Source organism: Corynebacterium mustelae (assembly GCF_001020985.1).
Classification (GTDB): domain Bacteria; phylum Actinomycetota; class Actinomycetes; order Mycobacteriales; family Mycobacteriaceae; genus Corynebacterium; species Corynebacterium mustelae.
Genome location: NZ_CP011542.1, coordinates 1,921,165 through 1,946,545, shown reverse-complemented (window position 1 = coordinate 1,946,545; position 25,381 = coordinate 1,921,165). Strand labels below are relative to the sequence as shown.

Below are 25,381 nucleotides of genomic sequence, written 5' to 3'. Positions count from 1 at the left end.
TTCTTAATACCCACTCCAATGTGAAGACAGGTGACTGACAGTGAATAGTGTGAATAATGGCACTGTTTTTAAAGGCACTGCTGTGGTTCCCGGCGTTCGTTACGCTAAGGCAGTATGGATTAGCCCCCGGCCGGAACTTCCGCAAGCAGGTGATGTAATTAGCGAAGGGCAGCGTGAAGCCGAACAAGAGCGATTCATCCAGGCCGCCGATACCGTAGCCCAACGGCTAACCAGTCGTTCGGAGCATGCAGAGGGAGCTGCCGCCGAGGTTCTCAAAGCTACTGCGAGCATGGTTAACGATCGTGGTTGGCGTAAAGCCGTAATTAAGGGAATCCAAGGTGGACACCCAGCACCGTATGCGGTTGTTGCGGCAACGACAAAGTTTATTACTAAGTTTGAAGCCGTTGGTGGGGTGATGGCGGAACGCACCACGGATTTGCGCGATATTCGAGACCGCGTGGTAGCGGAGTTACGTGGTGAACCTGAACCTGGACTACCCGATGTCAATGAACGGGTTGTTTTATTTGCTGATGATCTTTCTCCCGCTGATACGGCAGCGCTGAATACTGACTACTTTGTGGGGTTGGTAACCGAGCTTGGTGGTCCGACATCACACACTGCGATTATCGCGCGTCAACTTAACGTTCCGTGCGTCGTTGCAGCCGGCGAAAAAGTGAAAGACATCAACCAAGGCGACATGGTGTTGGTTGACGGCTCGTTGGGCACGATCACGGTTGGAGCAGATCCAGAAACGGCGAAGGAAGCGGAACAAGAATCTAAACTCCTAGCCGAACGAATCGCTCAGTGGCGGGGACCTGCAATGACGAAAGACGGTCATCGGGTTCAACTGTTAGCTAATGTGCAAGATGGCGATGCAGCCCGCATCGCGGCCACACAGACACAAGCCGAAGGCATTGGCCTTTTCCGTACCGAACTGTGTTTCCTAAGCGCGACAACCGAACCTTCGGTTGACGAACAAGCGGAAGTCTACAAAAAGGTACTTGAACAATTCCCGGACTCGAAGGTGGTTGTCCGATCGTTAGATGCAGGATCTGACAAGCCAGTGGCATTCGCTACCATGGCCGATGAAGTGAATCCAGCTCTGGGCGTGCGTGGTTTACGTGTTGCCCGCGCAAATGAAGAACTTATGACCAGGCAGCTAGACGCAATCGCTAAGGCTTCTGAAGAACTTGGGCGCACCGAAGAAACATCACCAACATGGGTAATGGCACCTATGGTTGCGACAGCGCGTGAAGCAAAGTGGTTCGCTGGATTGTGTGCGGAACGCGGATTGACTGCGGGTGCAATGATCGAAGTTCCGGCAGCGTCGTTGATGGCGGACAAGATTATGCCGCACTTGGATTTCGTGTCTATTGGAACAAACGACCTTACCCAATATACGATGGCCGCCGACAGACTTTCGCCTCAACTGGCATACCTAACCGATCCGTGGCAACCTGCTGTCCTGCGTTTGATTGAGCATACATGCAAAGAAGGTCAACGTTTTAATACTGCAGTAGGTGTATGCGGCGAAGCCGCAGCAGACCCACTATTGGCCTGCGTCCTTACAGGCTTGGGCGTCAATTCTCTCTCTGCGGCATCGACTGCGATCGCTGGCGTAGGTGCGCAACTGGCAGCAGTTGATTTTGAAACCTGCAAACGAGCAGCTCAGGCAGCGCTTAATGCTGAAGGAGCAACAAATGCACGTGCGTTGGTGCGAGAGATTTTGCTAGGGGAGTAACCCTCATAATTGTTTTAGTGCCCGCTCGATTGGAATTGATCGAGCGGGCACCATTCGTAGGCAGGTGTCTAAATTAATTTGCAATGATTACTTGTACGTCGCGTTCGCGTAGTGCTTTGACAAAAGACTCAGGTGCATTGGCGTCGGTTATAAGGACGTCAATATCAGCCACTGTGCCAAAACTAACTAGATAATCTGTCCCCATTTTTGTAGAGTCACAAAGAACAACAACCTTGTGTGCATTGGTAATCATCGCAGATTTTATTGCCGCTTCTTGAGAATCCGCAGTTGAAAGACCATGATCAAGGGTCAAGGCATTGGTGCCTATGAATGCGACTTCTGCCCGCATTAGAGCAAGGGTACGAAGTGCGGTATCGCCGACAACTGCTTGCGTGATGCCACGAACCGATCCGCCAAGTAATTGGATTTCATCTAATCCGGAGTTAGCCAGTGTAAGTGCAATCGAAAGGCTATTGGTAACGATTGACCAATGCTTTGCTGATGGCTGCATGGCAATCATTTCAGCTAGTGCGGCGGTAGTGGTGCCTGCGTCAAGGAACATTCCGCCTTGGGATTCTGGTAGAAATTGTAAGGCGGCTTGCGCGATGGCGTTCTTCGCGCTTGAAGCAGAGCGGGCACGCGCGTCCAAACTGTACTCGGTAGTTTGAAACGTTTGATTGGCAACCGCACCGCCATGAACCCGGTGCACTACTCCTTCGCGATCAAGCACAGCTAAGTCACGTCGAATCGTTTCCGCGGTAACGTCGAATCGTGCGGCCAATTCGGTTACATTGACGCGACCTTCTACCGCAGTGAGAGAGGCTATCTGGCGGCGACGTTCCTCCGAGTACATTCTTTCGACGCTCCTTTAATGTGCAATATCAAAAACAATCTCAACATCAACTATGGCTTGGTTTTGTCCGATTGCTTATTGGTCTGATGTGCTTACTTTGTTTATTCTTGCATGCCTTAAGCCCACGCAACCGCAGAATTCAAAAGTGAATTCATGCATTTTCGGACATAAAAGAAGGACCCTACCAGATTTTTTAAAGCTAAATGCAGGAAAATCCAACACGATTGTTGGATTGAAAGTGGTTTTGTGATCTCCAATACACCCCCTTTATGGGGGTGTATATTGTGAGGTTGTGATGGGTTTCTATAGTGCTAAAGCGGGCAATGAAAGATTTATTCCACAGCTTGTTTCTAGCAGGATGTTACTCAAAGCTTACGCATAACAGAAACGACTTTTCCGAGGATTTCCGTTTCAGCGGTGACAGGGATTGGGGTGAATGCTTCATTGTGGGGGAGAAGCCATGTTCCGCTTTCATCTTTAAAGAATTCTTTGACGGTCGCCTCCTCGTCAATCATGGCAGCAACAAACTCGCCTTGCTCTGCAACTTTCTGGGAGCGAATTACCACCCAGTCACCATTGAGGATTCCGGCATCTCGCATGGATTCGCCCACAACCTGGAGCATGAATAGATCGCCATTGCCAACTATTTCTTCGGGAAGAGGGAAGTAGGCAGATACGTTTTCCTCTGCCAGTATCGGGTTCCCGGCGGCTATGCTGCCAACCACTGGGATGAACTGGGGGGATGATGCTTCCTCGGAGGGGGGTGTTAGAGTATTTTTTCCAGTCTTGGTTTTGGGGCCAGCTTTGGGTAAATCATCACCGGGGAGAGTGCGAACATCGACAGCGCGAGGCTTATTGGGATCGCGGCGTAAAAAGCCCTTGCGTTCAAGCTCTTTTAGTTGGTAGGCCACTGAAGACGTGGATTGGAGTCCTGCGGCATCGCCGATCTCCCTGATGCTCGGTGGATAACCGCGAAGGATTACGGCATCGCGAATTACTTGAAGTATGCGCCGTTGGCGTTCCGTTAGTGAGTCAAGATCGGATTTTCCGGTGGGTGTTGCGGTTGTTTTTTTCCGGGGCATGAATTCTCCTAGGTTGGTCTGTCGATTAATGATTCTAGTCTTTGTTCGAACAAACTGCACGTTTTTTACAAAAAATGTCGCTTAAATTCTTCTTCGTGTTGTTCGATAGTGCAGCTCTTTTGCCTTATAGCCTAGTCGAACACCGCTTTTTTAAACACACTTGTTTGAAAATATTTCGAAAAATCTTGACAACCATTTGTTCGAAGCGCATAATTCGAATCAGATTAGATTTTCGAACAAATAAGCGGTGAATGGCCGGTCTGTGTTGGTCTGAAACGATATCCTGCTTTCAATTGTTTAAACCAAAAATACTAAGGAGAAGAAAATGACCATTACTTCGGGAAATGTTTATCAAAAAAACGGTTCATTGCTGCCTCATAACAAGATCGTGCCCCTGCAACGGTCTCGTGGGGCTGAACTAGTGGTGCCTCCGGCAGATACCTGGGATGGTGATCGTCTTCCCCTTGGAGTTAGTGGTATTCACCAGGTTCGAACGTTAAGTGCATATGGGCGTTGCGCCACACCCGCATCCATCCCGGTGGACAAGCTTAATTCCGATCACATTGATGCGGATTCTTGTTCGAATTGGAAAACGGTTTCTAGTTCGACAGACTCTTATGAACCACAGGTTGGTGGATTGAAAAACTACATATTTGGTTTGTTGTTTGGTTCGATTATTGGTATCGGTTTTTACCTTACTGGACAGGTCGGCATCGATGATACTGCGGTGGAAAGCGACTATCCTGCGGTTGCTTATTCGAATGGTGGTGCGGGTTCGCAGTAGTGACAGTGCTTTGCAGTGGTATTCACCAGGGCGCATTTGTGAGCAATCATCAACTAACAAGTACGATGTTATTGTTTAGAACGTGCGCGTACCAGGATTCTGGTTAAGGAGCAATGATGCATTGTCCATTCTGTCACCATGAACAATCTAAAGTCATCGATTCTCGGGTAATTGATAGTGGCACCGCCATCCGGCGGCGGCGTGAATGCGCCTCCTGTTCTGGCAGATTTACCACGATAGAAAAGGCTCAGTTACTGGTTGTTAAGCGAAATGGGCTGACAGAACCATTCAGCCGGGAAAAAGTTATCGTTGGTGTACGCAGGGCATGCCAGGGTAGGGACGTTGGCGATGATGCATTGAAACGATTGGCTCAGGAGGTCGAAGAAACTGTGCGTAGCCATGGCAGTTCCCAGATACACGCTAATGACATTGGTCTTGCAATACTGGAGCCATTGCGTGAGTTGGATGAAGTTGCATATTTGAGGTTCGCTTCAGTGTATAAGTCATTCGAATCAGCTGAAGATTTTGAATCGGAAATCCGTTTGATGAATCGACGGGATCGAAATGCTAATTAGACCTTGGTTACCGTAGATTGGCGATCTTTTTAGCAATTTTCGATTCTGAAACCTTTTCCGTCGTCCCTAATCGCTGCGCAAATAAGCTAACTCGAAGTTCTTGTAGTAGCCAGCAAACTTCTTTGACCTCGGTTGTTTTTTCTCTTCCCCTTGGTAGTTGTGCAAGTCTATTTTTTAGCTGATCTTCTAACCTGTTGATAGTTTCTTGTCGGTCAGCGTCCCGATCCGGATTTACAGACATATCGTCAAGGCGGGTGGTTACGGCCTGTAAATATCTTGTTAAATGCTTTAATCGCGACATACCGTGGATTGCCAAGGCGTTGGGAGGAAGAAGGAATTCAAGTTGGTGTGAAATATCATCGATCCCCGGCCCTTCCCATTTGTCCAATTCGTGACGGATAGCCAAATATTGGGCCAACGCTGGTGCCAATGTCACAATAGTTTGCCGTACGATCGTCGGTATTCGTGGTGAGATTTGCTGCAACAGATTCTTGAAAGCTGCTGGTGTTCGAACCGGGCCGCCCAAGGCAAGTAGTTCGTCTCGAATGGCAGCTACGCGCGCGTCTTCAACTAAGCCGGTAGCTCCGCCATGCGGATAGTTTTCGACAGCGACCCGCTGTTGAAGCGGCAGACCGTTGAGCATTTTCTGCGGGGTTACCTGTATTTTTCGTAATAAAAGGGTAAGTGTTGTGGTCAACATGGCAGCATCAGCCTCCGCCTTGGTGCCCAATACCTTTAGAGCTACGCCATCACCCGTGGCAACCAGTGCTGGATAAGCTGTAACGTTTTGACCATCAACCGTGGTTACAACTTCTTCCGCGATAACGCCTAGGGTCTGATCGGTCCATTCCGCAGTGGCTTTTTGTTCGATGTCTTTACTGACCCGAGAAACTGAGGATTTAATTTGACCTGCTCTACGAGTTTTGAGTTCTGCCAGGTTTTTATCAGAGTCGATAATCTTTCCACGTTTATCTACGGCGGCAAAAGTTATCTTTAGGTGTGGTGGTAATTTATGTATTTTGAAATCTCCCGCAGCTATGCCAGAACCACCTATTGTATGTAGTGCATTTGCAAGTTGTTGCGTCAATCCACCTGGCTTTTGAGGATCTAAATGTGGAAGTGCTAACCGGGCAAAATCTGGTGCAGGAACAACAGTGCGGCGTAACGGCTTGGGCAGGGTCTTGATGAGTTCGGTTATAAGCTCCTCCCGCATTCCGGGAACTAACCATTCGAACCCTTCCGGTTTCGTCCCGGCTAGCAGGGGAACTGGAATGTGGACTGTCACGCCATCACCTAAAGTCCCTGGCATAAATTGGTAGCTCAGGTCGAAGGTTAGCGATCCATACGCCCATGTATCAGGAAATGCGGATTCTGTGATGCAATCCGCTTCCTCGGTGACAAGAGCATCTGGATCGAAGTCAAGAAGTCGCGGCTGTTTCCGATAGGTTGCTTTCCACCACTTATCAAAACTGGGCCCAGAAGTGACGTCGGTTGGGATCCTAGCGTCGTAAAAAGCGAATAGTGTATCTTCGTCAACAACAATGTCTCTTCGGCGGGCACGATCTTCCAACTCTCGTGCGGTTTGGAGCATTTGATCGTTGTGTTTGTAGAAGTCATGCTGGGTATTCCATTGCCCCTCAACCAGTGCATGTCTGATAAACATCTCTCGTCCTAGATCGATATTTATCCGATGGAGCGGGACTTTGCGACCGGTGATTATAGGAACCCCGTAGAGAGTAGATGTTTGTTCGACCATTGCTGTAGCCTGCTTGGTCGACCAGTACGGGGCGGAATACTGGTGTTTGAGCAGGTCCTTCGCCAGGTTTTCTATCCATTGTGGTTGTATCTGGGCGACTCCTCGTGCCCACAACTGGGAAGTTTCAACCAGTTCCGCCGCCATAACGTATTCGGGTTTAGCCTTAGACAAAGCGGACCCAGGGAAAATTTTAAAGTTGGTGTTCCGGCAGCCAAGGTACTCTCGCGTTTGTTCATTGCGGATGCCAATATGGGAGAGCAACCCCGCCAATAATGACTGATGTACCGCATCAGATACTCCGGATAAATCGGCCAGGGGAGATGAAATGACATTGTCGGCAGCACTGGCACCTAGCCGTTCCCACCCTAGTTGGTCGATCACATTGTGCAATTGGCGAACCAAGTCAAACCACTCTCGTATTCGCATGTAATGCAGAAATTCCGTCTGCATCCGTCGTCGAAAAGCATTACCACTGGTATCGGCGCGGAGTTGAGTGATGTATTGCCACAATAAGAGTAACGAAACGAAGTCTGAATTTTTATCTTTAAACCGGGCATGCAGTTGGTCGGCTTGCGCTTGGTGTTCTAAAGGGCGTTCCCGTACGTCCTGAATTGTTAATGCCGCCACGATGATTATTACTTCAGACAAACAACCTTTTCTATGCGCTTCCACCAACATTCGAGCCATTCGGGGATCCACGGGAATACGCGCAATACTTTTACCAATCTTGGTTAGCTTTGGCATACCAGACGGGGATTGTGATGTATGCAGTGCTCCTAGTTCGTTGAGTAATAACAGCCCATCGCGAATGGCGCGAGTATCTGGCGCTTGGACAAAGGGAAAATCCTCGATGCTGCCTAACCTCAAGGCAGCCATTTGCAAGATGACGCTTGCTAAGTTGGTGCGAAGAATTTCTGGATCGGTAAATTCTGGGCGTGATTCGAAGTCTTCTTCGGAATATAACCGGATAGCGATTCCGTCCGCTACGCGGCCACAACGTCCTGAACGTTGGTTCGCACTGGCTTGGGAAATAGGCTCGATAGGTAGTCGCTGGACTTTCGTGCGAGTTGAATAACGCGAAATCCGCGCAGTACCAAGATCTACAACAAAATGAATTCCTGGAACCGTAAGTGAGGTTTCTGCGATATTCGTAGCCAGAACGATACGGCGACTACCATGTGGCTGAAAAACTTTATGCTGCTCTTGGTTAGATAACCGACCGTAGAGGGGAACAACTTCAACTCCTCGCCAGTTTTTACTTTCCAAAACCTCGCGTGCATCTCGTATGTCGGACTCGCCGGGGAAGAAGCACAAAATATCGCCGTCACCGTACCCCATGAGCTCTTCAATAGCGGAAATGAGTCCGTCAATAGGGTCTATGTCAATCAGTTTTTCGCCGTGTTGTATCTTCAGCGGGCGATAGAGAATCTCCACTGGATACGTTCGCCCCGACACTTCGATGATCGGTGCGGGATTTCCAGAAGCGTCGGCGAAGTGACGTGCGAATCGCTCGGGGTCAATCGTCGCGGAGGTGATAATCACCTTAAGGTCAGGTCGCTTGGATAAAAGTTGCTTGAGATAGCCAAGTAAGAAATCGATGTTGAGACTTCGCTCATGCGCCTCATCAATGATGATGGTGTCATATGCGTTTAGGTATCTATCACGTTGCATTTCTGCGAGTAAAATACCGTCGGTCATTAGTTTTACTGCGGTGTGCGGTTTCACGTTGTCATCAAACCGAATTGCATATCCAACCGACTCGCCTATGTCTTGTTTCAATTCACTGGCAATTCGTTCTGCCACTGTTCGAGCCGCTAACCGGCGTGGTTGCGTATGCCCGATCAGTCCCCGGCGACCACGACCGATGTCGAGACAAATCTTCGGAATCTGGGTGGTTTTGCCGGAACCGGTTTCGCCAGCGATGATGACTACTTGATGCGAGGCTATTGCCTCCGCGATATCGTCTCGCCGTGCAGACACCGGAAGCGAATCTGGGTAAGAGATATCAGAGATTAAGGCGTCTCGCTTTTCGACGACAGCTGTTGCGCGTTCAATATCTGCAGCAATGGCTGCGAATGCTTTGGATGTGCGAGCTTTTGCTAATCGACGCCGAAACACATGTTCATCCGCGATCGTCACCTGTGTTAGCTTCGCGATCAACGGGGTTCGTAACGATATAGCCTCAGCAGTATCTGGTTGCGGATGGGGGTGATCGCCTGTAGCAGGACGACGGCTGCTTGATGTTACTTTTCTTGGATGGTTATTGTGTTTCATAGTCATAGCTGTTGAGCGATTTTAGCAGTTAAGTTGCCATATTTAGGATTCAAGAGTTTTAGGTCTACAACTGATCGGGCACTTAACAAATGAGATTCACAAAAATCAGAATCTGTAGATCGGCGAATTTTTCTAGAAGATTCTCTAGAATATTCACATGTGCGGCGTTGTCTTCATGGTTCTCGCTGATCAAATGACCATGGGTACAACGTGGCTACTAGCTCCGCAGACTTATTGCCGACAAAGGTTTCGTATCGAATGCTCGGTGTCGATTTCCATTTCGGGTTCGTCTTGGTACAAAAAGTCACGAAAGGATTTTTGTTTTGACTAACAACCAAAACAACAATGGTTGGCCTGATCCACAGGATCAGCCGCAAAACAATAGCCCGGCTGAACCACCCCAGAATCAGCCATACGAAGGGAACAGTGGCAATTATCCCAGTGGGAATAATCCACAACAACCAGCCAGCCCGGATAACAATACACCTTACGGCACGGGGACCCCAACCGGCCCAAACATGACTAGCTATCCCCAAGACAGCTATGGCCAGTACCCAGCTCAAGGTGGTTATCCGCAGGGAGGGCAAGGCCAACCAGGACAGCCGCAAGGAGCATACGGACAAAGCGGTTATCCCCAAAGCGGTTACGGTCAAGAAAGCTATGGGCAGGCAAACCAACAAAACCCTGCTGCTATGCAACCAGGTCAAACTCCTATTCAAGGTGGCTATCCGCAGGGTAACTACGGTCAACCTGCTTACCAACAACCACAGCCACAGGGCGGCTATGGTCAAAGTCCTTATGGTTCATCAGGCTACCCAGCTGGTGGCTACAATCAACACAATGCTTACGGGCAACCCACCACTGTGGGAACCGGCGTGGTTGGGTTCAACCCGCTATTCAACGTCAATATGGTTACCCGGGAAAAAGGCATTGCCATCATGTCGGCAATCACCTATGGCTTTAAGGCAGTTTTCCAGAACCCTGTTTTATGGATCGTCGGAGCACTGGTGTACTTTGTCGTAGCGATTACCCTTGGGATGCTTTTAGGCGTCGGACAGGCTTTGTTCGCGTTCCAAGATACTGGCCTGGATCCGGAAAATCTTAGCACGTACTCAGAGCCATCCTTGGTGGGAATCATCATTAACTTTTTGAGCTATATACCTTTGATTCTCTTGATGCCCGTGATTCAAACTGCAGCATTGCTGCAACTTGATGGTAGTGCAGTGACTTGGGATGCCATTAAGTCACGAATGAACTATTCCCAAGCATTTTTTGCATCGATCTTGGTAGCGGTTATAACGGGCATACCGCTTGTTATTCAGCAGTTTTTAGCCTCTGATATGACCTTTGTGGATGCATACGGCAACCTGCAGTTCGATTCAGGAAAGTTTGTCATCTCCCTGTTTCTCGGGTTGGTCGTATGGTTACTAAGTTTCTTCCTCATATTCGCGACCTACTTTGCTGTTGAATCGCGTGCTACCGCAACTGAGGCGATCACGCAAAGTGTCAAAGCAGTACTCAATAACTTCTTCCCAATACTCGGCTGCATGATCCTCATGGGCTTGATTGCTATATTTGGTACAATCTTCACACTTTTTATTGGCATCATAGTGTTTGGTCCGGCATCGCTGAATGCCACAACACATGTGTACCGTCAGGCGACAAAAGCCCCCTATCCGGAAATCTAAAATTGCCTTGAGCCGTTAAATAAATGAGATGCCGCCCAAGTTCAAAAACTTGGGCGGCATCTCATTTACTTCTGCTACCTTAACTGCGCGGTAAACTCCGCAATCTGGCGCTATTGACTTTGGGCTATAACATGCCGGAATGCATCTGTGATGAGTTCACCTAGAAGAGTGAAATCGTCTGAGCGGGTAGACGAACCTCGGTGAACAATACCTACCCGACGAGCAGCCGACACCGATGGCGCGAACTTCGCAGTGGCGACACCGGGTCGAGAGCATTCGATGGGTACAGCTGATTCCGGAATGACAGTGCACCCTAAATTACTCGCGATGAGTTGCATTACGGTGGTTAGGCTTGACGCCCGAGTCTCAGTGTGGCTTGCTGTCATCGGATTGTATTCTGCCTGTCGACATAAATCGACAACCTGATCACGCAAACAGTGTCCGTCATCAAGCAGTAACAGGGAGATGTCCTTAATGTCATCCAACACTAGATCTTCCCGACCCGCATACTTATGGTTACTCGGCACAACCATGCGGAACTTCTCCTCGTAAAGCGAAATTTCATTCAAACCAGCGGTACTGGTTGGTACTGCAACCAATGCACAGTCAATGGCTCCATCTCGCAGCATCTGTAGCAGGTGTTTGGTTTGGTCCTCGATAATCTGCAGCTCTAACTCTGGGTATCTTTCACGAACGAGGTCAATGATGGTGGGAAGTAAATATGGCGCGATGGTCGGAATGATTCCGATAGCCAGCGGACCCGAGAGAGTACCAGTTGCGCCGTGTGCATGAGCTAAAAAATTGTCAGCGGCATCAAGTGTTGCCTTGGCGAGGGGAAGGAGCTTTTCACCGGCTGGGGTTACAATAACGCGCCGGGTCGAGCGTTCAATAAGTTGAATATTAAGGCCCGTCTCGAGTGCAACGAGTGCTTGGGAGAGCGAAGGCTGTGAAATATTGAGCTTGGTCGCCGCGGTTCCAAAATGCTTGTTTTCAGCGATGGTTACGAAAGTGCGAAGCTGTGCCAATGTGGGGCGATACTCTTTTATGCTCATGTCAAAAGCCTATATGCAAAGGTTAGGGGGTCGTGGAATAGTTATCGAGCTGTATTAGGGATGGCAATTAATTCACCCCCATTTGTAGGGGGTTCTTATTGGACTTTCTCTCAACACATGCTCTGAAGTCTGTGTATGTGAAGTATATCCCCAAAACAAAGAAAACCTTAAAAATCTTAAGTCAAAATAAGACATTTTCGAGAAAAATAGGGTTTATGGGGGTAAAAACATAGGATTTTATAACCCCCGTAGGTCTCAGTATTCGATAGATAACGTTTCGAACCGTACTTCGCCAACCTCATCGGAAGCATCAAAATCGACGATGCCGACAACACTGAAAGCGTTATCTTCCTGGGGATCCTTCATAATTTGTCTGACTTCCCATCTCCGCCCATTCTTTTTCAACATGAAATACTCTGGGCCACGGGCGTCTGGTCCAACATCCATATCGCTGTATTCCTCAAAATATGCATCCATAGCGGTGGGGAAGTCCGGCGGATTGTCTAAATATTCCACCATTTGTTGCAACTGTTCTTCTTTTTCTAGTGCGAAAAGCTGAACAATCCGGAACATGGTATTACGCACCATGATGGAGAAGGCCCGTTGATTGGCGGTTAGTGCTGTTGGGTCCTCCATTCCAAAGGCTAATTCCCTAGCAACCGTATCGGCGGAGATAGGGGCATCTGGATCCGCCATCCGGGCCCATTCGTCGACAAGCGACGAATCTACTTGGCGGACTACCTCGCCCAACCAATTGATCACGTCAGCTAATTCCTCCGTTATGTATTCCTGCGGGATTGTATGCTGCAATGTGCGCCAGGCATCGGTAAGATATCGCAAAACGACGCCTTCGCCGCGGGCCATTGCGTAGGTTGCGATGACGTCCGAGAACGTCATTCCGTGTTCGATCATGTCTCGAACCACAGACTTTGGCCTTAGTTCGAATTCCCTAGCCCATGGGTGCCCCTTGCAATAAATGCCAAAGGCATGCTCCAACTCTTCTTCCAAGGGTTTAGGCCAAGTTATCTCTTCAATTATCGCCATGCGCTCGGAATAGTCGACACCCTCCAATTTTAAAGCCGCTAGTTCCTCAGCGCGTGCTTGTTTTTGCTGAGCGATAAGTAATGCGCGTGGATCTTCAAGGATGGCTTCGAAGATACTAATTACATCCAAGGTAAAAGATGCGGAGTCACGATCTAGTAATTCCAGTGCTGCTAGAGCGAAAGGAGCCAACGGCTGATTTAGTGCGAAATCACGTTGCAGGTCTTCGGTTATGTGATACAGCCTGCCTGCAGAATCGGGAGTGTCTAGTTTTACTATGATTCCAGCATTCACCAACCCGCGAAATAGCTCCAACGCCTTGAGAATATCGTTATTTTGGGCCGAACGACTATTGTGACTTCCTCTTAAGAGTTTCTTTAGATGCATGTACCCGTCCCCAGGCCGGGCAATAACATTCAGCAATAGGGAATTAGATACACGGAATTGGCTGGTGAGATCTTCCGCTTGGGCTTCGATAAGCCGGAGGTAGGTCTTCTCAGTCCATACCACCTCACCATCCCGGGCAGTCTTCTTTCGTAGCTTTTTAATCTTAGCCGGGTCTGATCCGGCACGTTGCCGTAATCGCCAGTTCTCAACTTCGTGTTCAGTTGCCTGAATGACGACATACCCGACAGTATCGTACCCAGCTCTACCCGCCCTTCCAGCGATTTGATGAAACTCTCGGGAGGCTAGTATTCGGCTGCGACTACCGTCAAATTTCGCCAATCCAGAAAACAGCACCGTACGAATCGGAACATTAATTCCGACGCCCAACGTATCTGTGCCGCAGATAACTTTAAGCAAACCTGTTTGCGAAAGTTTTTCTACCAATCGGCGATATTTGGGCAACATGCCGGCGTGGTGCACTCCAATGCCGCGTCGCAGTAGTTTTGACAGGGTGTGGCCGAACGTTGTGGTGAACTTAAAATCACCGATTTCTTTAGCTATGCGTAATTTTTGTTCATCAGATATGATGCTGCCCAAGCTAGTAAGCGACTGCGCCCGCTCTACTGCTTCCTTCTGGGTAAAATGAACTACGTAGATGGGGGCTTTGTCGGTTGCCAGGAGCTTTTCGACGGTTTCATGTATCGGTGTATACACAAATTCGAACTCTAACGGTACTGGACGTTCTGCATTAGTACCGATTAACGATGTGGTTCGGTTAGTACGGTTACTCAAGTCGCGGCGGATCGTTGAGGTATCTCCTAACGTTGCTGACATAAGAAGAAATTGCGCCTGGGGTAGTTCCAGTAGGGGAACCTGCCAGGCCCAGCCGCGGGCGGGATCCGAATAATAGTGGAACTCGTCCATGATTACTTGGTCAATGCTTGAGTCTGCACCGTCCCGCAACGCAATATTGGCCACGATTTCCGCAGTGGCGCAAATGATAGGAGCTCCGCCATTGACCGTGGCATCTCCGGTCATCATTCCCACCGATTCTGGCCCAAAGATATCGCACAGTGCAAAAAACTTTTCATTGACAAGTGCCTTGATAGGCGCGGTATAGAAGCTGCGTTGCCCTCGCGCGAGCGCGATAAAGTGCGCAGCGATGGCTACCATGGATTTTCCAGATCCAGTTGGGGTGGCAAGAATTACGTTGTCTTCGGCCAGAATGCTCAGTGCTGCTTCTTCTTGAGCAGGGTAGAGCGAAATACCTTTCTGGCGGGTCCAAGCTAGAAAGGAGTCGAAGATAGATTCGTCGATAAGTGATTCGGGTACTTCTTCTAGGTCCGGCAACATTCGGGTAAGATTCACATCTTTAAACCCTAGCGAAAAATTTCCCGTGGCATCACTTATCGCCATGTAGGAAGGATATTTTATGAATCGTCAGTATCTGGTGTGTCCTCGTTAGCTTGGTTATCTAGTTCCGCAAGGAAACGTTCGAATTCCTCGCCGAGTTCTTCACCCGTTGGGACGGGTGAAGCAGGTAATTCACCAAGCACTGCTGAATGAGGGTGTTCCTCACGGTATCGATCGAGGTTTTCATCGTATTGCTGTTCCAATAGTGATACCACTTGCTCAATCTCGTGCGAACTTGCGACCTGCTCATCAATTTGTGCAGCTACGCGCTGGGCGTCTTCTTCCAATGCTCCCAACGGGAATTCTAGATCTGCTGCATCCCCTACGGCTTCCAAAAGTTTGAGTGTTGCCTGCGGGTAAGGAGAGGCCGCTAAATAATGGGGAACATGTGCTGTATATCCCGCTACATTTCTACCTTTTTGGTTTAGCAATCGCTCTAGTTGCAATGCTGCGGAGCCGGGAATACTAAAACGTGAACCCAGTTTATAATGTGGTTCTAGCAGCTCAAGGGTGTTTCCGTGGGCACTTATGACCATTGGTCGAGTATGTGGAACGGTCATGGGGGCGGAATATAAACAAATGGTTTGGCTGACGTTAAAACGCTCGACAAGATCTGCCACTGCCTCGGTGAACGCTTCCCATCGCATGTCTGGCTCCGGGCCAGACAGCAATAAAAATGCTTTTCCATTTGTGTCTTTGAGGACTTGAATCCCAAGCTCAAGGTTTTCCATATCGACTACTGAATTTCTGTCAATGGTCACACTTGGGCGGCGCGAGCGATAATCAATTAGTTCATCGTTATTAAATGATGCAAGTAGGCGATGGTCTAATGCCGCTAGTAAATGTGCGGAGCTTGCGTCCACTGCGTGCCCTGCGTCGGCATACCCCTGAAGGGCAACAATGAGTGTGGGCCCATCTGCACCCTGATCAGTAATCGCTGGTGCGGGAAATTCTAGTTCGTACATGCGGGGGTTTCGTTCCTGCATGGGGCCTCCTCTCCTCTAAGTCCATTCACACAGCTACTTTAGCTGAAGTGGGGTATAAAAGTCGCAATGGCGAGGTGAAGGAGAACGGGAGTTTTGAGCGAATGATTGCGTAAAACCGTTTTCTTTGCCGTTGCCTGAATGCTGACCCTTAAGTATTGAACATTTCGTCCTTCTCTGTCAATATTTTTGGGCCAAAAAAATGGGTTGTGAATAACTTACAGCAGGACAGAATTTAATCCCACATTGTGCCCAAGGCAACTACAACCTATTACGTGACATCACGTGGCTTATGGGTTCTTATGGCCTTATGACACACTTTCGACATGAAACAAGCATACCGGCCGAAATGTTGGCGAACCTCCCAGCTGTCCTGGGTTTTTATCCTCACGAATCCGTAATTTTTACTGGCTTTACCTTTGCTACGGAAACGTCACTCACACTAGGGCCAGTATTGCGGGTCAATATTGAGGACCTACAGGTGCTTCCTGAGATTGGTGAGGCGCTAGAACGCATTGGAAACGACGTTGTGTTTGCGTTTGTGATTTCGGCACAGGCCAGTCATGAGCATCAGCTATTGGAAGAAATAATTAACATGTTGGTGCATGCCAGTGAAACCAGGGTGGTGAATATCGATGCTTGTTGGTACAGCTCGGAGATTACAACTGGAAACCCGTATCGATTGCTGTTTGACCGTGCAAGTGCGTTGTCGCATAAAGTAAAGAAGGAGAGTGGCGGATGGCTGTTCGGAAACATTCCGGATATCGCTGCTTCATCGGCTATGAAATCCCTAGTTGAAGCAGGCGATGTTCCAGAGCTAAACCGAGAAGAATCATTCCGATATTTTGCTCGAGAAACCGAGAATAGTTGCGCAGCCCACGATTGCGAAATTGACGAGCGCATCACCCAGATCGCTAACGGAATGATTGCGGAAATTTATGCTCAACCATCGCACATTGAATCCTATATTGATCGCCTCCGACAAATACTTGATGCAGTGGCCGCGCAACCAGATTCAGTACAACCTTGTGATGAATTCGTGGAATTTTGCGCGGCAATCTGCAACCAAGTGGTATTACGTGACGCAATGTTGATGACTTTTTTAACCGCGCCGGTTGGTTCCAAGCGGTTATGCTTATCGGTGGCGAGGTCGGTTAGTGGGGTAAGTCGAAACAATGCATTATGCGTCTATGCGATTTGCGCGCTCAGTCAGCACCGAAATCCGAAAGGATTCCACGCGCTAATAGCTTCAAGTATGGATGATCCGGAACATTCATTAACCCAGCTGCTCATTAGTGGATTTCAGGCAGGCATTATTGATAAGCTCCTGGCCTGCATTGAAACCGGTTGTGCGCATACTTTAGCCCAGTTAGGTTTAGAACCGTCTGATTCCGATGGGGATGCGAGACACGCTGCTTAACGACGGGCGCTGTGGGCGTTGTTCCCAAGCTTCTCGGTGAATGCCCACGCGTCCGATACGATGGTATGCAAATCAGTTTTTGATGGCCGCCACCCCAATTCATCTTGTGCTTTTTGTGAAGATGCGATCAGCACCGCAGGGTCACCCGCACGCCGCGGCGCCACATCTGCAGGAATGGGATGGCCGGTGACCTCACGGCATTTATCAATGACCTGCTTGACCGAATAGCCATCGCCGGAGCCCAGATTAAAAATTCGGTGTATACCAGCAGTGTTGGACTCAAGCGCGAGCAAATGAGCATCCGCCAGATCCTTAATGTGAATATAGTCCCGGATACAAGTGCCGTCGGGAGTTGGCCAGTCGTCTCCAAAAATCATGATATTGTCCCTATGCCCGAGAGCAACCTGGAGCACCAATGGGATTAGATGAGTTTCGACTTCGCGGTTTTCGCCCACGTTTCCGTACGCACCAGCAACATTGAAATAGCGCAAACTTGTGGCTGCAAGACCATGGGCCTGTGCGTAGGACGTGATCGCATAATCAATCGCTAGCTTTGAAGCGCCATAAGGATTTGTTGGTCGGGTGGGAGCAGATTCAACAATAGGAACAACTTCAGGCTCACCGTAGGTGGCAGCAGTAGAAGAAAAAACCAAATTGGTGACATTGTGAGTGCGCATCGCATCAAGCAACGCCAAGGTAGTGACGAAATTATGGTGCCAGTATTCTTCGGGCTTGGTCATGGACTCACCAACTAGAGAGCGAGCAGCAAAGTGGATGACACCATCAAAATCACCACTACTTAGCACCTCGTCTGCTTTATCTCGTATGTCGGCATGAACAAAAGCTGCGTCCGAAGGGATTGCCGATTTGTTACCAGTAGAAAGATTGTCAACGATGACTACCTCGTGCCCTTGCTCCAATAAAACGGTTGCACAAACACTGCCTACATAACCAGCGCCACCTGTAACCAAAAGCTTCATTACTTTGCACCTTCAAATATCTAAAAACGGGAACCGCTTAAAAACGAAAAACAATTACTTCAAGAAACAAGATTAGACCAAAGGTATCGAATGCGACTGATAATTCATGCGATAAAACACTAAAAGTGGCACCGAAGTGCCACTTTTAGTCACGGGTAGATACTTAAATTTCTTCAATCCGGATAGCGTGAGCAAGATCGTCGACAAGCTCAACAACCTTGTCGCCATTGATTAGCCGGATCTCACCATCATGATGTTCAAAGTCAACCTCGGAGCCGACCGTGATCCCGGCATCGATAAGAGCCCGGAACTGTTGTGGGTCTACTTGAAGGATTTCATTAATCTGAACAATCCGAACCCTGCGCGCAATATCACTTTGTTGGGTATCGATGGTTCGGATTCCCGGCTCCACCGGATCCGCTACGGATACTCCTAAAGATTCCAAACCGGGAATCGGATTTCCGAAAGGGGAGCGGTCGAAAACATCTAAAACTTCCACCAGGCGACGCTCCACTTCGTCGCTCATAACATGCTCCCACCGGCAGGCTTCATCGTGAACTTTGTGGATATCTAGACCTATGACATCGGTAAGTAGGCGCTCAGCAAGTCGATGTTTACGCATGACAGCTGTGGCGAGGCTACGACCCTCAGGGGTCATTTGCAGACTGCGATCGTTAGCGACTACGACCAACCCGTCACGCTCCATGCGGGCAACAGTCTGACTAACAGTAGGGCCGGATTGGTCGAGGCGCTCAGCGATCCTAGCCCGCAGAGGAGTGATTCCTTCTTCCTCTAATTCGTAAATGGTCCGGAGATACATTTCTGTAGTATCGACCAAATCTTTCACGGTGAGTGCCCTTTCTCTTGTTGTATCATCGCGCGCAACAAACAAAAATGTTAATCGCTTAAACTAGTTATGCTGGGAAAACAATTGGGAGTCTTCTTATACACCTTAACCTAAAGGCAATGCAAAGTAGAGGACACCACATTCAAAAAACATAAAATACTTGACCGAAATGCACCTGTATTCTTAATTCCTGACTATCAGCTTCACTGCAACCCGTGGATTAAATAGCGTATTCTCTAAGTTTTTCTGCCCTAGATCCATCCCTGAGTTTACGCATGACTTCACGCTCGATCTGGCGAACACGTTCACGAGATAGACCAAACTGTCGACCTATTTGATCAAGTGTCCGTGGAACACCGTCGTCCAGGCCGTATCGCATGCGGATGACGTCCTGTTCACGGTCTTCTAACGTACCGATAACTTCCCGAATATCCGAGTGACGCAACGAAGCTACAACTGCGGATTCGGCATCAGCAGCCTCGGAGTCCTCAATGAAATCGCCCAGAGGCGCTTCCTCATCTGCGCCCACAGGCATGTCTAGGCTAACCGGATCTCGAGATTGCCGTAACAAAACTTCGATTTTCGATTCATCAATGCCGGATTCTTCCGCCAACTCTTCATTGGTGGCTTCACGACCGAGCTGCTGGTACATTTCTCGCTTTATCCGGGAGAGCTTATTCACCTGTTCAACTAGGTGTACTGGTAGGCGAATTGTGCGAGACTGATCCGCCATCCCTCGAGTAATAGCTTGCCTGATCCACCATGTTGCGTACGTGGAGAACTTAAAGCCTTTGGAATAATCAAATTTTTCCATTGCGCGAATAAGCCCCAAATTGCCTTCCTGAATCAAGTCCAGCAACGGCATGCCCCGGCCAGTGTAACGTTTAGCTAACGAAACTACTAGCCGCAGGTTAGCCTCAAGCAAGTGCGACCGGGCTTTGCGGCCCTCCTTGACAAGAATTTTCAAGTCTCGCTTCATAGCACGGGTCAATTGCTGATCAGAATCATGTAGAAGATATTCGGCGTACAGTCCAACCTCAATGGACTGGGCGAGCCGAACTTCATCTTCAGCCGACAATAAGGCTGTCTTGCCTATACCGTTTAAATAAACCCGAACAAGGTCAGCCGACGGATTGTCATTATTGTGCCCCCGACGCGAGCCTTTATCGATTTCTTCCTCTTCAAAAGTGACATCTACATCAACCTCGACTACATCATCTGCTCCGACTTCCAACGGGGCAGCATCCAAGGCTTCATTCTTTTTAGTAGTTGAGCTAGGCATAAAGTGCCTCCTTTGATAGCGACGTTTCTATCTAACCAACGGAACAGATGTTCAAAAAGTTCCAAACCGATGAACAATGTTTAAAAAAACGGATTTTTTGCAGGCAATCTTCGTATTCGCTCCCTCCCACACATGGGGGTATCTTAGCATTCAACCAGTACGGTAACCGGGCCGTCATTGACACTGGTGACTTGCATATTAGCGCCAAAGATTCCCTCTGCTACCTCAATTCCGTTAGCACGTAGACCCGAAGCAATCTTCGCAATAACCGGTTGTGCAATATCGGCTTTTGCTGCATCTGACCACGATGGGCGTCTTCCCTTAGCCGTTCGCCCCAACAACGTAAATTGACTAACCAACAGCACCGGTGCATTGACGTCTGAAACGGACTTTTCATCGCGTAGAATCCGTAATTCAGATATTTTCCGCACCATCGTCTTCCATGCATCGGAATCGTCATTGACACCAACACCTACCAAAGCCAGAATCCCGCCAGTTTCCGGGCATGAAATGGCTCCAACCACTTCACCATCTACCGTCACCTGGGCTTTGGAAACCCGGGTTAGAACAGCTCGCATAAGTTAAGTCCTTCAACATTTCTAATCTTGGTCATGTCAAACCACAGGGATGAGAAAACCATGCCGGATCAAATCAACCGCGACGGCGGCAACTTCCGAAAGAATTGAATCTGAATCGAGCCCCTGTGACACCGCAAACAACTCTGATACCTCGCCAAGAGACAATCCTTTAGGATGCAAACCTGCAATGATCGATGCAATATACGAGTCGATCTCGTGAGACCAGCACGGTCCCGACATGCGCGTTAGCCGGATAACTTGCCGACTAAAACCCATTCCACCTTCGGCATCGTGAGTAAAAACCTCTTCCTTAGCAACGTCACCAGCGACCATAAACTGGCTATCCAGAATCGCCCGCACGTCATGGTTTCGCAGCCAATCCATCCGATCAAAATAACCTAAGGATTCATCGCCCAAATTCCCAATATACGAATGCGGCAACTCCTCAGCCAAAATCTCACTCGCAGCCGCGCTGATTACCTCACCATCTTCCGCAGTGGCATCGTCGAAAAGCTTCAACGCGATATATCCAAAACCCACATTAGTAACGCCAGCATCATTGAGATGCTGCAACCACGCGCGGGTTTTGTCTCGCCCAACGACTGAACGAGGATCAATCGATTCGTCTCGTAACCATGTGCCTACATATTGGGCAGGATCAACCCGATCCCGCTCTACGACCCATGCGGCAACACCCGATTCCGGAAACCACTGAGCAATTCGACTACGCCATGATTGATCTGCGGTGTGAACCCAAGCACCCAAAATATGTGCAGTTCCACCTGGCCGCAAATGGAAAATCGCATCAGAGATGACCCGCTGGGTTGCCCCGTCCAAATTTAAGCCAGAATCCCGATAGACATGAGAAACTACCGGCGGGCCAACCACAAATGGCGGATTAGCAACAATCCGATCAAATTTACGGCCCGCGACCGGCTCGCACCAAGACCCCTCCGCAAGCTCGATCTGGTCTAGAACCCCTGCGGCGGCGAAAGTGGCCTCAGCTAAATCCAACGCACGTGAGTGAATATCCGTCGCGGTAATAAACGTTGCCTTATCAAGGTTGCCTAGCACTTGAACCCCGGAACCGGTTCCGATATCCAAAACAAAACTAGCGGAAGAACTCGGCGTTATATTCAGTAACGACAAACTAGCCGCCCCAACCCCCAAAACGTGATCTGGCCCCGGAACGTAATCAGGTAACATCGACGCATCCACATCCGAAAAAACAAAGTAATTTTTTCCTGAAATAAGGTGTGGCTGAATGTCAATGAGAGCTGTGACATCTGTGTCAAGAGACACACCTGGAGAAACCACATGCTTGGAATCTTTCGCATATAGCCAGGACCGAGGCCCCAAAACACCGTGACGCACCAAAGCATCACACAACTCCTTGCCGAAAACAGCGCACAAGGACGACATAGGTGCTTCATCATGAAGCAAAAACACCGAAATCAATATCGCCAACGGCTCACCCTCGCGGTGCGCCAAGGAAAATCTCACTGCTTCCGGTTCGCCGCGCCGGGCTGCCGCCATCGCGTCAGCCCCAAGGTAATCCACCAATCCTGTAGCAGTGAAACCATATGAGTTAAAGACTTCACTTATCGACGAGGCTAGCTTCGTCAACGGGGAACGCACAATTTTCTCCTAGTGTAGCGGCGTAGTAAAAACAGCGAACTGTAAAAACTGTAGCCCAAAATTTCCGCGCAACCAGGCCCGACATCTCCAAGAGGCAGCAGAAAACATACCTGGTTTCTGCAGCAAGGATGCCATCACATAATGGGGTTAATCTTCAAGTTAGTCTAAAACGATGTTGTTAGTTGTTGCGCTTTTTACCCGGCAATTCGGCTACAGGGCTGGTGTTTTTGATTGATGTTGTGTTGGTGCCGTCTAGAGTTTCAGCGTGCTGCCTTGCTAGCGCCGGCTTATACACTGCTGGTGCTCTCGGATCCCGTGGTTCACCGATTCCATTGGCTATTACCACTGCGATCCATGGGAGCGGAACCGAAATAAGGAAAAGTAAGGCCGAAATCCAAATATTCTCCATCCACACATAGGTCACCATGGACAAAATGAGAAAAGGCAATCGTACCCCTTGAATCCACATGTACTGTTTCTCACGCTTTTTTCGATTCTGGGTAGGAGAATATGAGGCGGTGGTAACCAGTGCCACGTTGGAACGACGGAAGCGTTTAATTCCACGCGCCATACGGTACCTGCGGGAATAATGTGATGAACTAGCTGATTCGTGCAAATCATTGGGCTCAATGTCGATTACATCAAAAGCATCACTGGCGGACGAGCCAGCGGACGACGCCCCCGGCGTGTCGTCGAATAGCCCGCGTTGAGCTTGTGCTTCTTCCTTCGCCATACTTACTAACCTAGACCCGCTTGGCATTGAGAGCGAACGTGGGCAATATAGAGGGGTGACTACGAGTACCAAAACCATCGAACGCCCAGACATTCGCGAAGACATTGGCACAGATGATGATACGCCGAAGTTTTTCCACTACGTTAAGAAAAACCAAATTGTGGAATCGGCGGTATCGGGACGGATGGTCGTAGCCTTATGCGGTGAAACTTTCCCAGTTACCAAACAAGCAAAACCGGGATCTCCTGTGTGTCCAGATTGCGAGCGAGTGTACAGGAGCCTGCGGAAATAGTGAGCAAGGATCTTCGTGTTTGGCAGCGGCAGGCCCTAACGAAGTACCTGATGAACAAACCGCAAGACTTCCTTGCGGTTGCTACTCCTGGTGCGGGAAAAACAACTTTCGCATTGCGTGTGGCTACCGAGCTGAAAGAGCGACGGACAGTTGATCGGGTGATAGTTGTTGTTCCCACAGAGCACCTAAAAGTTCAGTGGGCGGAGTCAGCTGCCAGGGTGGGGCTAAGCCTTGACCCATATTTCAAAAATTCAGATGCCGTAAATCCCCAGTATGATGGCGTTGTTGTCACCTATGCCCAGGTTGCTATGCACCCATACAAACACTACGCAGTTGCAACTGCAAAACGCAGCCTCGTTATTCTTGATGAGATCCATCATGGTGGTGATGCTAAAAGCTGGGGCGACGGAATCCGAGAGGCGTATCAAGACGCTACCCGTCGTCTTGCGCTGACTGGCACCCCATTCCGATCGGATGATTCCACCATTCCGTTTGTTCGATATGAAGAAGACGGGGAAGGACACCTGGTATCCCAAGCTGACCACACTTACGGTTACTCGGATGCACTTGCCGACGGCGTAGTCCGACCAGTAGTTTTTCTCGCGTACTCCGGCGAAGCGCGCTGGCGAACAAGCGCTGGTGAAGAATTTGCCGCGCGTTTAGGCGAACCACTCAATGCCGAACAAACTGCCCGGGCATGGAAGACAGCGCTGGATCCTAAAGGTGACTGGATACCTGCCGTACTTCAAGCCGCTCATACCCGGCTGTTACAGTTAAGGAAGACAATTCCGGACGCAGGTGGACTCGTGATCGCAACGGACAAGACCACTGCACGCGCATATGCACGGATTTTGGAAAAACTCTCCACAAAGCCAGTATCAGTTATTCTCTCCGACGAGACGGGGGCTTCTGAACGAATTGAGCAGTTTTCGGCAAACGACGACGAATGGATGGTTGCCGTCCGCATGGTTTCGGAAGGAGTGGACGTGCCCCGATTAGCGGTCGGCGTCTACGCAACTAGCTCGTCAACGCCGTTGTTCTTCGCCCAAGCAATTGGCAGGTTCGTGCGTTCTCGTCAACCCGGTGAAACCGCTAGCGTGTTTCTACCTTCCGTTCCGGTTCTGTTGGATCTTGCGGCAAAGTTGGAAGTATCACGCGACCATGTTTTGGGTAAACCGCACCGTGAAAAAGAAGGATGGGACGACGACCTTGTCACCCAGGCCAATAAAACTGAAACCGAACCAGACCAACTGCGCCCATATGAGTCGCTTGGAGCTGAAGCAGAATTAGATTCGCTTATCTACGACGGTTCCTCATATGGAACGGCGACCTTTGCCGGTTCCGACGAAGAAGCTGATTACTTAGGATTACCAGGATTATTAGACGCAGAACAAATGCGTCAGTTGCTCCGCAAACGTCAGGAACAGCAACTTGATGCTAGGGAACAAGAAGCAAGGGCAGCAGCGGAAAGGGCGGAACTTGCAAAACAATCGAAAGGGCGCCAAGAAGCAGGGGAACGGGTAGCCAGCCAGGAAATTCCGCAGTTGCGGAAAGAACTCAACGCATTGGTAGCCATCACTGCTTCCCGTACTGGTCGACCACATGGCTCTATTCACACGGAGGTTAGGCAGAAATGCGGCGGACCACCAACTGCCATGTGTTCCGCTGAACAGCTACGAGAACGGATCGCCTACTTACGCCGATGGTAGTACCTACCAGAAATACGTTTGAGGAACCTGCCGAACCGAGTTTCTAAGCTATCCCAGATCCGCATATCCACATATTCGGCGGTTAAAAACAAGCGTTACGGCTCATAGATTCAACCTATAGGGCCGGTTCCTCCTTGGTTTTTTCCGTATTCATGTTCGGTGAATGCTGGAAAATCCCTGCGTAGTTTTTATTAAGATTTGGTGACAATAATCGGCAAAGTTAGTTTTAGGGGTGGGGAACCACAAGAGTTTTCTATTAAACTCTTAAAGAGC

Annotated in this window: 20 protein-coding genes; 7 read left to right on the top strand and 13 right to left on the bottom strand. The window is 49.3% G+C overall.

The window, feature by feature from the left end; genetic code table 11:
- Positions 1-40: 40 nt before the first annotated feature.
- The gene (gene ptsP, locus CMUST_RS08865) at positions 41-1,741 is read left to right on the top strand and encodes a phosphoenolpyruvate--protein phosphotransferase (RefSeq protein ID WP_047262217.1); all 1,701 of its coding nucleotides are present in this window, start codon (positions 41-43) and stop codon (positions 1,739-1,741) included.
- Positions 1,742-1,814: 73 nt separating this feature from the next.
- On the opposite strand, the gene CMUST_RS08860 is transcribed toward ptsP, so the two are convergent.
- Together CMUST_RS08860 and lexA are read right to left on the bottom strand one after the other, a co-directional pair.
- Positions 1,815-2,594 (bottom strand): DeoR/GlpR family DNA-binding transcription regulator, encoded by a 780-nt coding sequence (locus CMUST_RS08860; protein ID WP_047262216.1) that lies wholly within the window; start codon positions 2,592-2,594, stop codon positions 1,815-1,817.
- A gap of 365 nt (positions 2,595-2,959) precedes the next feature.
- Complete coding sequence (gene lexA, locus CMUST_RS08855; protein ID WP_047262215.1) at positions 2,960-3,676, bottom strand: transcriptional repressor LexA; 717 nt, start codon at positions 3,674-3,676, stop codon at positions 2,960-2,962.
- A 325-nt stretch (positions 3,677-4,001) separates the two neighbouring features.
- Between lexA and CMUST_RS08850 the strand changes: the two genes are divergently transcribed.
- Together CMUST_RS08850 and nrdR are read left to right on the top strand one after the other, a co-directional pair.
- Complete coding sequence (locus CMUST_RS08850) at positions 4,002-4,460, top strand: hypothetical protein (RefSeq protein ID WP_047262214.1); 459 nt, start codon at positions 4,002-4,004, stop codon at positions 4,458-4,460.
- Positions 4,461-4,576: 116 nt separating this feature from the next.
- Positions 4,577-5,035: a transcriptional regulator NrdR gene (gene nrdR / locus CMUST_RS08845; RefSeq protein ID WP_047262213.1), complete on the top strand. Its 459-nt coding sequence runs from the start codon at positions 4,577-4,579 to the stop codon at positions 5,033-5,035.
- Between the two features lie 7 nt (positions 5,036-5,042).
- Here the strand turns inward: nrdR and hrpA are convergent, their stop codons facing one another.
- Both hrpA and CMUST_RS17130 read right to left on the bottom strand, forming a co-directional pair.
- The gene (gene hrpA / locus CMUST_RS08840; protein WP_407921989.1) at positions 5,043-9,071 is read right to left on the bottom strand and encodes an ATP-dependent RNA helicase HrpA; all 4,029 of its coding nucleotides are present in this window, start codon (positions 9,069-9,071) and stop codon (positions 5,043-5,045) included.
- Positions 9,072-9,238: 167 nt separating this feature from the next.
- Entirely contained in the window at positions 9,239-9,373 is a 135-nt protein-coding gene (locus CMUST_RS17130) for a hypothetical protein (protein WP_269082575.1), read from the bottom strand.
- Positions 9,374-9,388: 15 nt separating this feature from the next.
- On the opposite strand from CMUST_RS17130, the gene CMUST_RS08835 reads away from it, so the two are divergent.
- Positions 9,389-10,753, top strand: coding sequence for a hypothetical protein (locus CMUST_RS08835; RefSeq protein WP_047262212.1), 1,365 nt, complete (start codon positions 9,389-9,391; stop codon positions 10,751-10,753).
- 110 nt (positions 10,754-10,863) lie between these two features.
- Here the strand turns inward: CMUST_RS08835 and CMUST_RS08830 are convergent, their stop codons facing one another.
- From CMUST_RS08830 to CMUST_RS08820, 3 genes are all read right to left on the bottom strand, one after another.
- Positions 10,864-11,805: a hydrogen peroxide-inducible genes activator gene (locus CMUST_RS08830; RefSeq protein WP_047262211.1), complete on the bottom strand. Its 942-nt coding sequence runs from the start codon at positions 11,803-11,805 to the stop codon at positions 10,864-10,866.
- Between the two features lie 255 nt (positions 11,806-12,060).
- On the bottom strand, positions 12,061-14,601 hold the full coding sequence (locus tag CMUST_RS08825; protein WP_047262210.1) for a DEAD/DEAH box helicase: 2,541 nt from the start codon (positions 14,599-14,601) through the stop codon (positions 12,061-12,063).
- A 62-nt stretch (positions 14,602-14,663) separates the two neighbouring features.
- Positions 14,664-15,632 (bottom strand): PAC2 family protein, encoded by a 969-nt coding sequence (locus tag CMUST_RS08820; protein ID WP_047262209.1) that lies wholly within the window; start codon positions 15,630-15,632, stop codon positions 14,664-14,666.
- Positions 15,633-15,939: 307 nt separating this feature from the next.
- Between CMUST_RS08820 and CMUST_RS08815 the strand changes: the two genes are divergently transcribed.
- Positions 15,940-17,049 carry a DUF4192 domain-containing protein gene (locus CMUST_RS08815; RefSeq protein WP_158408213.1) on the top strand — a complete coding sequence of 370 codons (1,110 nt, stop codon included), beginning with the start codon at positions 15,940-15,942 and terminating at the stop codon, positions 17,047-17,049.
- Here the strand turns inward: CMUST_RS08815 and galE are convergent.
- The 6 genes from galE to CMUST_RS16550 form a co-directional block, all read right to left on the bottom strand.
- The gene (galE, locus tag CMUST_RS08810) at positions 17,046-18,029 is read right to left on the bottom strand and encodes a UDP-glucose 4-epimerase GalE (RefSeq protein ID WP_047262207.1); all 984 of its coding nucleotides are present in this window, start codon (positions 18,027-18,029) and stop codon (positions 17,046-17,048) included. The two genes, CMUST_RS08815 and galE, sit on opposite strands and share 4 nt — an antisense overlap.
- Before the next feature lie 163 nt (positions 18,030-18,192).
- Complete coding sequence (locus CMUST_RS08805; RefSeq protein ID WP_047262206.1) at positions 18,193-18,876, bottom strand: metal-dependent transcriptional regulator; 684 nt, start codon at positions 18,874-18,876, stop codon at positions 18,193-18,195.
- A 220-nt stretch (positions 18,877-19,096) separates the two neighbouring features.
- Positions 19,097-20,158 carry a sigma-70 family RNA polymerase sigma factor gene (locus CMUST_RS08800; RefSeq protein WP_236690097.1) on the bottom strand — a complete coding sequence of 354 codons (1,062 nt, stop codon included), beginning with the start codon at positions 20,156-20,158 and terminating at the stop codon, positions 19,097-19,099.
- A 143-nt stretch (positions 20,159-20,301) separates the two neighbouring features.
- The gene (gene dtd, locus CMUST_RS08795) at positions 20,302-20,736 is read right to left on the bottom strand and encodes a D-aminoacyl-tRNA deacylase (protein ID WP_047262205.1); all 435 of its coding nucleotides are present in this window, start codon (positions 20,734-20,736) and stop codon (positions 20,302-20,304) included.
- A gap of 36 nt (positions 20,737-20,772) precedes the next feature.
- Positions 20,773-22,377: a DUF7782 domain-containing protein gene (locus tag CMUST_RS08790; RefSeq protein ID WP_144414159.1), complete on the bottom strand. Its 1,605-nt coding sequence runs from the start codon at positions 22,375-22,377 to the stop codon at positions 20,773-20,775.
- Positions 22,378-22,552: 175 nt separating this feature from the next.
- The gene (locus tag CMUST_RS16550) at positions 22,553-23,107 is read right to left on the bottom strand and encodes a DUF3099 domain-containing protein (RefSeq protein WP_052844605.1); all 555 of its coding nucleotides are present in this window, start codon (positions 23,105-23,107) and stop codon (positions 22,553-22,555) included.
- 55 nt (positions 23,108-23,162) lie between these two features.
- On the opposite strand from CMUST_RS16550, the gene CMUST_RS08780 reads away from it, so the two are divergent.
- Positions 23,163-23,399 (top strand): DUF3039 domain-containing protein, encoded by a 237-nt coding sequence (locus CMUST_RS08780; protein ID WP_047262203.1) that lies wholly within the window; start codon positions 23,163-23,165, stop codon positions 23,397-23,399.
- Positions 23,399-25,108: a DEAD/DEAH box helicase gene (locus tag CMUST_RS08775; RefSeq protein ID WP_047262202.1), complete on the top strand. Its 1,710-nt coding sequence runs from the start codon at positions 23,399-23,401 to the stop codon at positions 25,106-25,108. Before CMUST_RS08780 ends, CMUST_RS08775 begins: the two co-directional genes overlap by 1 nt.
- Positions 25,109-25,381: the final 273 nt, after the last annotated feature.

What these genes read in the sequence shown, in the direction of transcription:
- CMUST_RS08820 (WP_047262209.1), bottom strand. Translation starts at nt 15,632, where the DNA reads ATGCAGGAACGAAACCCCCGCATGTACGAACTAGAATTTCCCGCACCA.
- CMUST_RS08860 (WP_047262216.1), bottom strand. Translation starts at nt 2,594, where the DNA reads ATGTACTCGGAGGAACGTCGCCGCCAGATAGCCTCTCTCACTGCGGTA.
- nrdR (WP_047262213.1), top strand. Translation starts at nt 4,577, where the DNA reads ATGCATTGTCCATTCTGTCACCATGAACAATCTAAAGTCATCGATTCT.
- lexA (WP_047262215.1), bottom strand. Translation starts at nt 3,676, where the DNA reads ATGCCCCGGAAAAAAACAACCGCAACACCCACCGGAAAATCCGATCTT.
- CMUST_RS08815 (WP_158408213.1), top strand. Translation starts at nt 15,940, where the DNA reads ATGACACACTTTCGACATGAAACAAGCATACCGGCCGAAATGTTGGCG.
- CMUST_RS08850 (WP_047262214.1), top strand. Translation starts at nt 4,002, where the DNA reads ATGACCATTACTTCGGGAAATGTTTATCAAAAAAACGGTTCATTGCTG.
- CMUST_RS08800 (WP_236690097.1), bottom strand. Translation starts at nt 20,158, where the DNA reads ATGCCTAGCTCAACTACTAAAAAGAATGAAGCCTTGGATGCTGCCCCG.
- galE (WP_047262207.1), bottom strand. Translation starts at nt 18,029, where the DNA reads ATGAAGCTTTTGGTTACAGGTGGCGCTGGTTATGTAGGCAGTGTTTGT.
- hrpA (WP_407921989.1), bottom strand. Translation starts at nt 9,071, where the DNA reads ATGACTATGAAACACAATAACCATCCAAGAAAAGTAACATCAAGCAGC.
- CMUST_RS08830 (WP_047262211.1), bottom strand. Translation starts at nt 11,805, where the DNA reads ATGAGCATAAAAGAGTATCGCCCCACATTGGCACAGCTTCGCACTTTC.
- CMUST_RS16550 (WP_052844605.1), bottom strand. Translation starts at nt 23,107, where the DNA reads ATGGCGAAGGAAGAAGCACAAGCTCAACGCGGGCTATTCGACGACACG.
- dtd (WP_047262205.1), bottom strand. Translation starts at nt 20,736, where the DNA reads ATGCGAGCTGTTCTAACCCGGGTTTCCAAAGCCCAGGTGACGGTAGAT.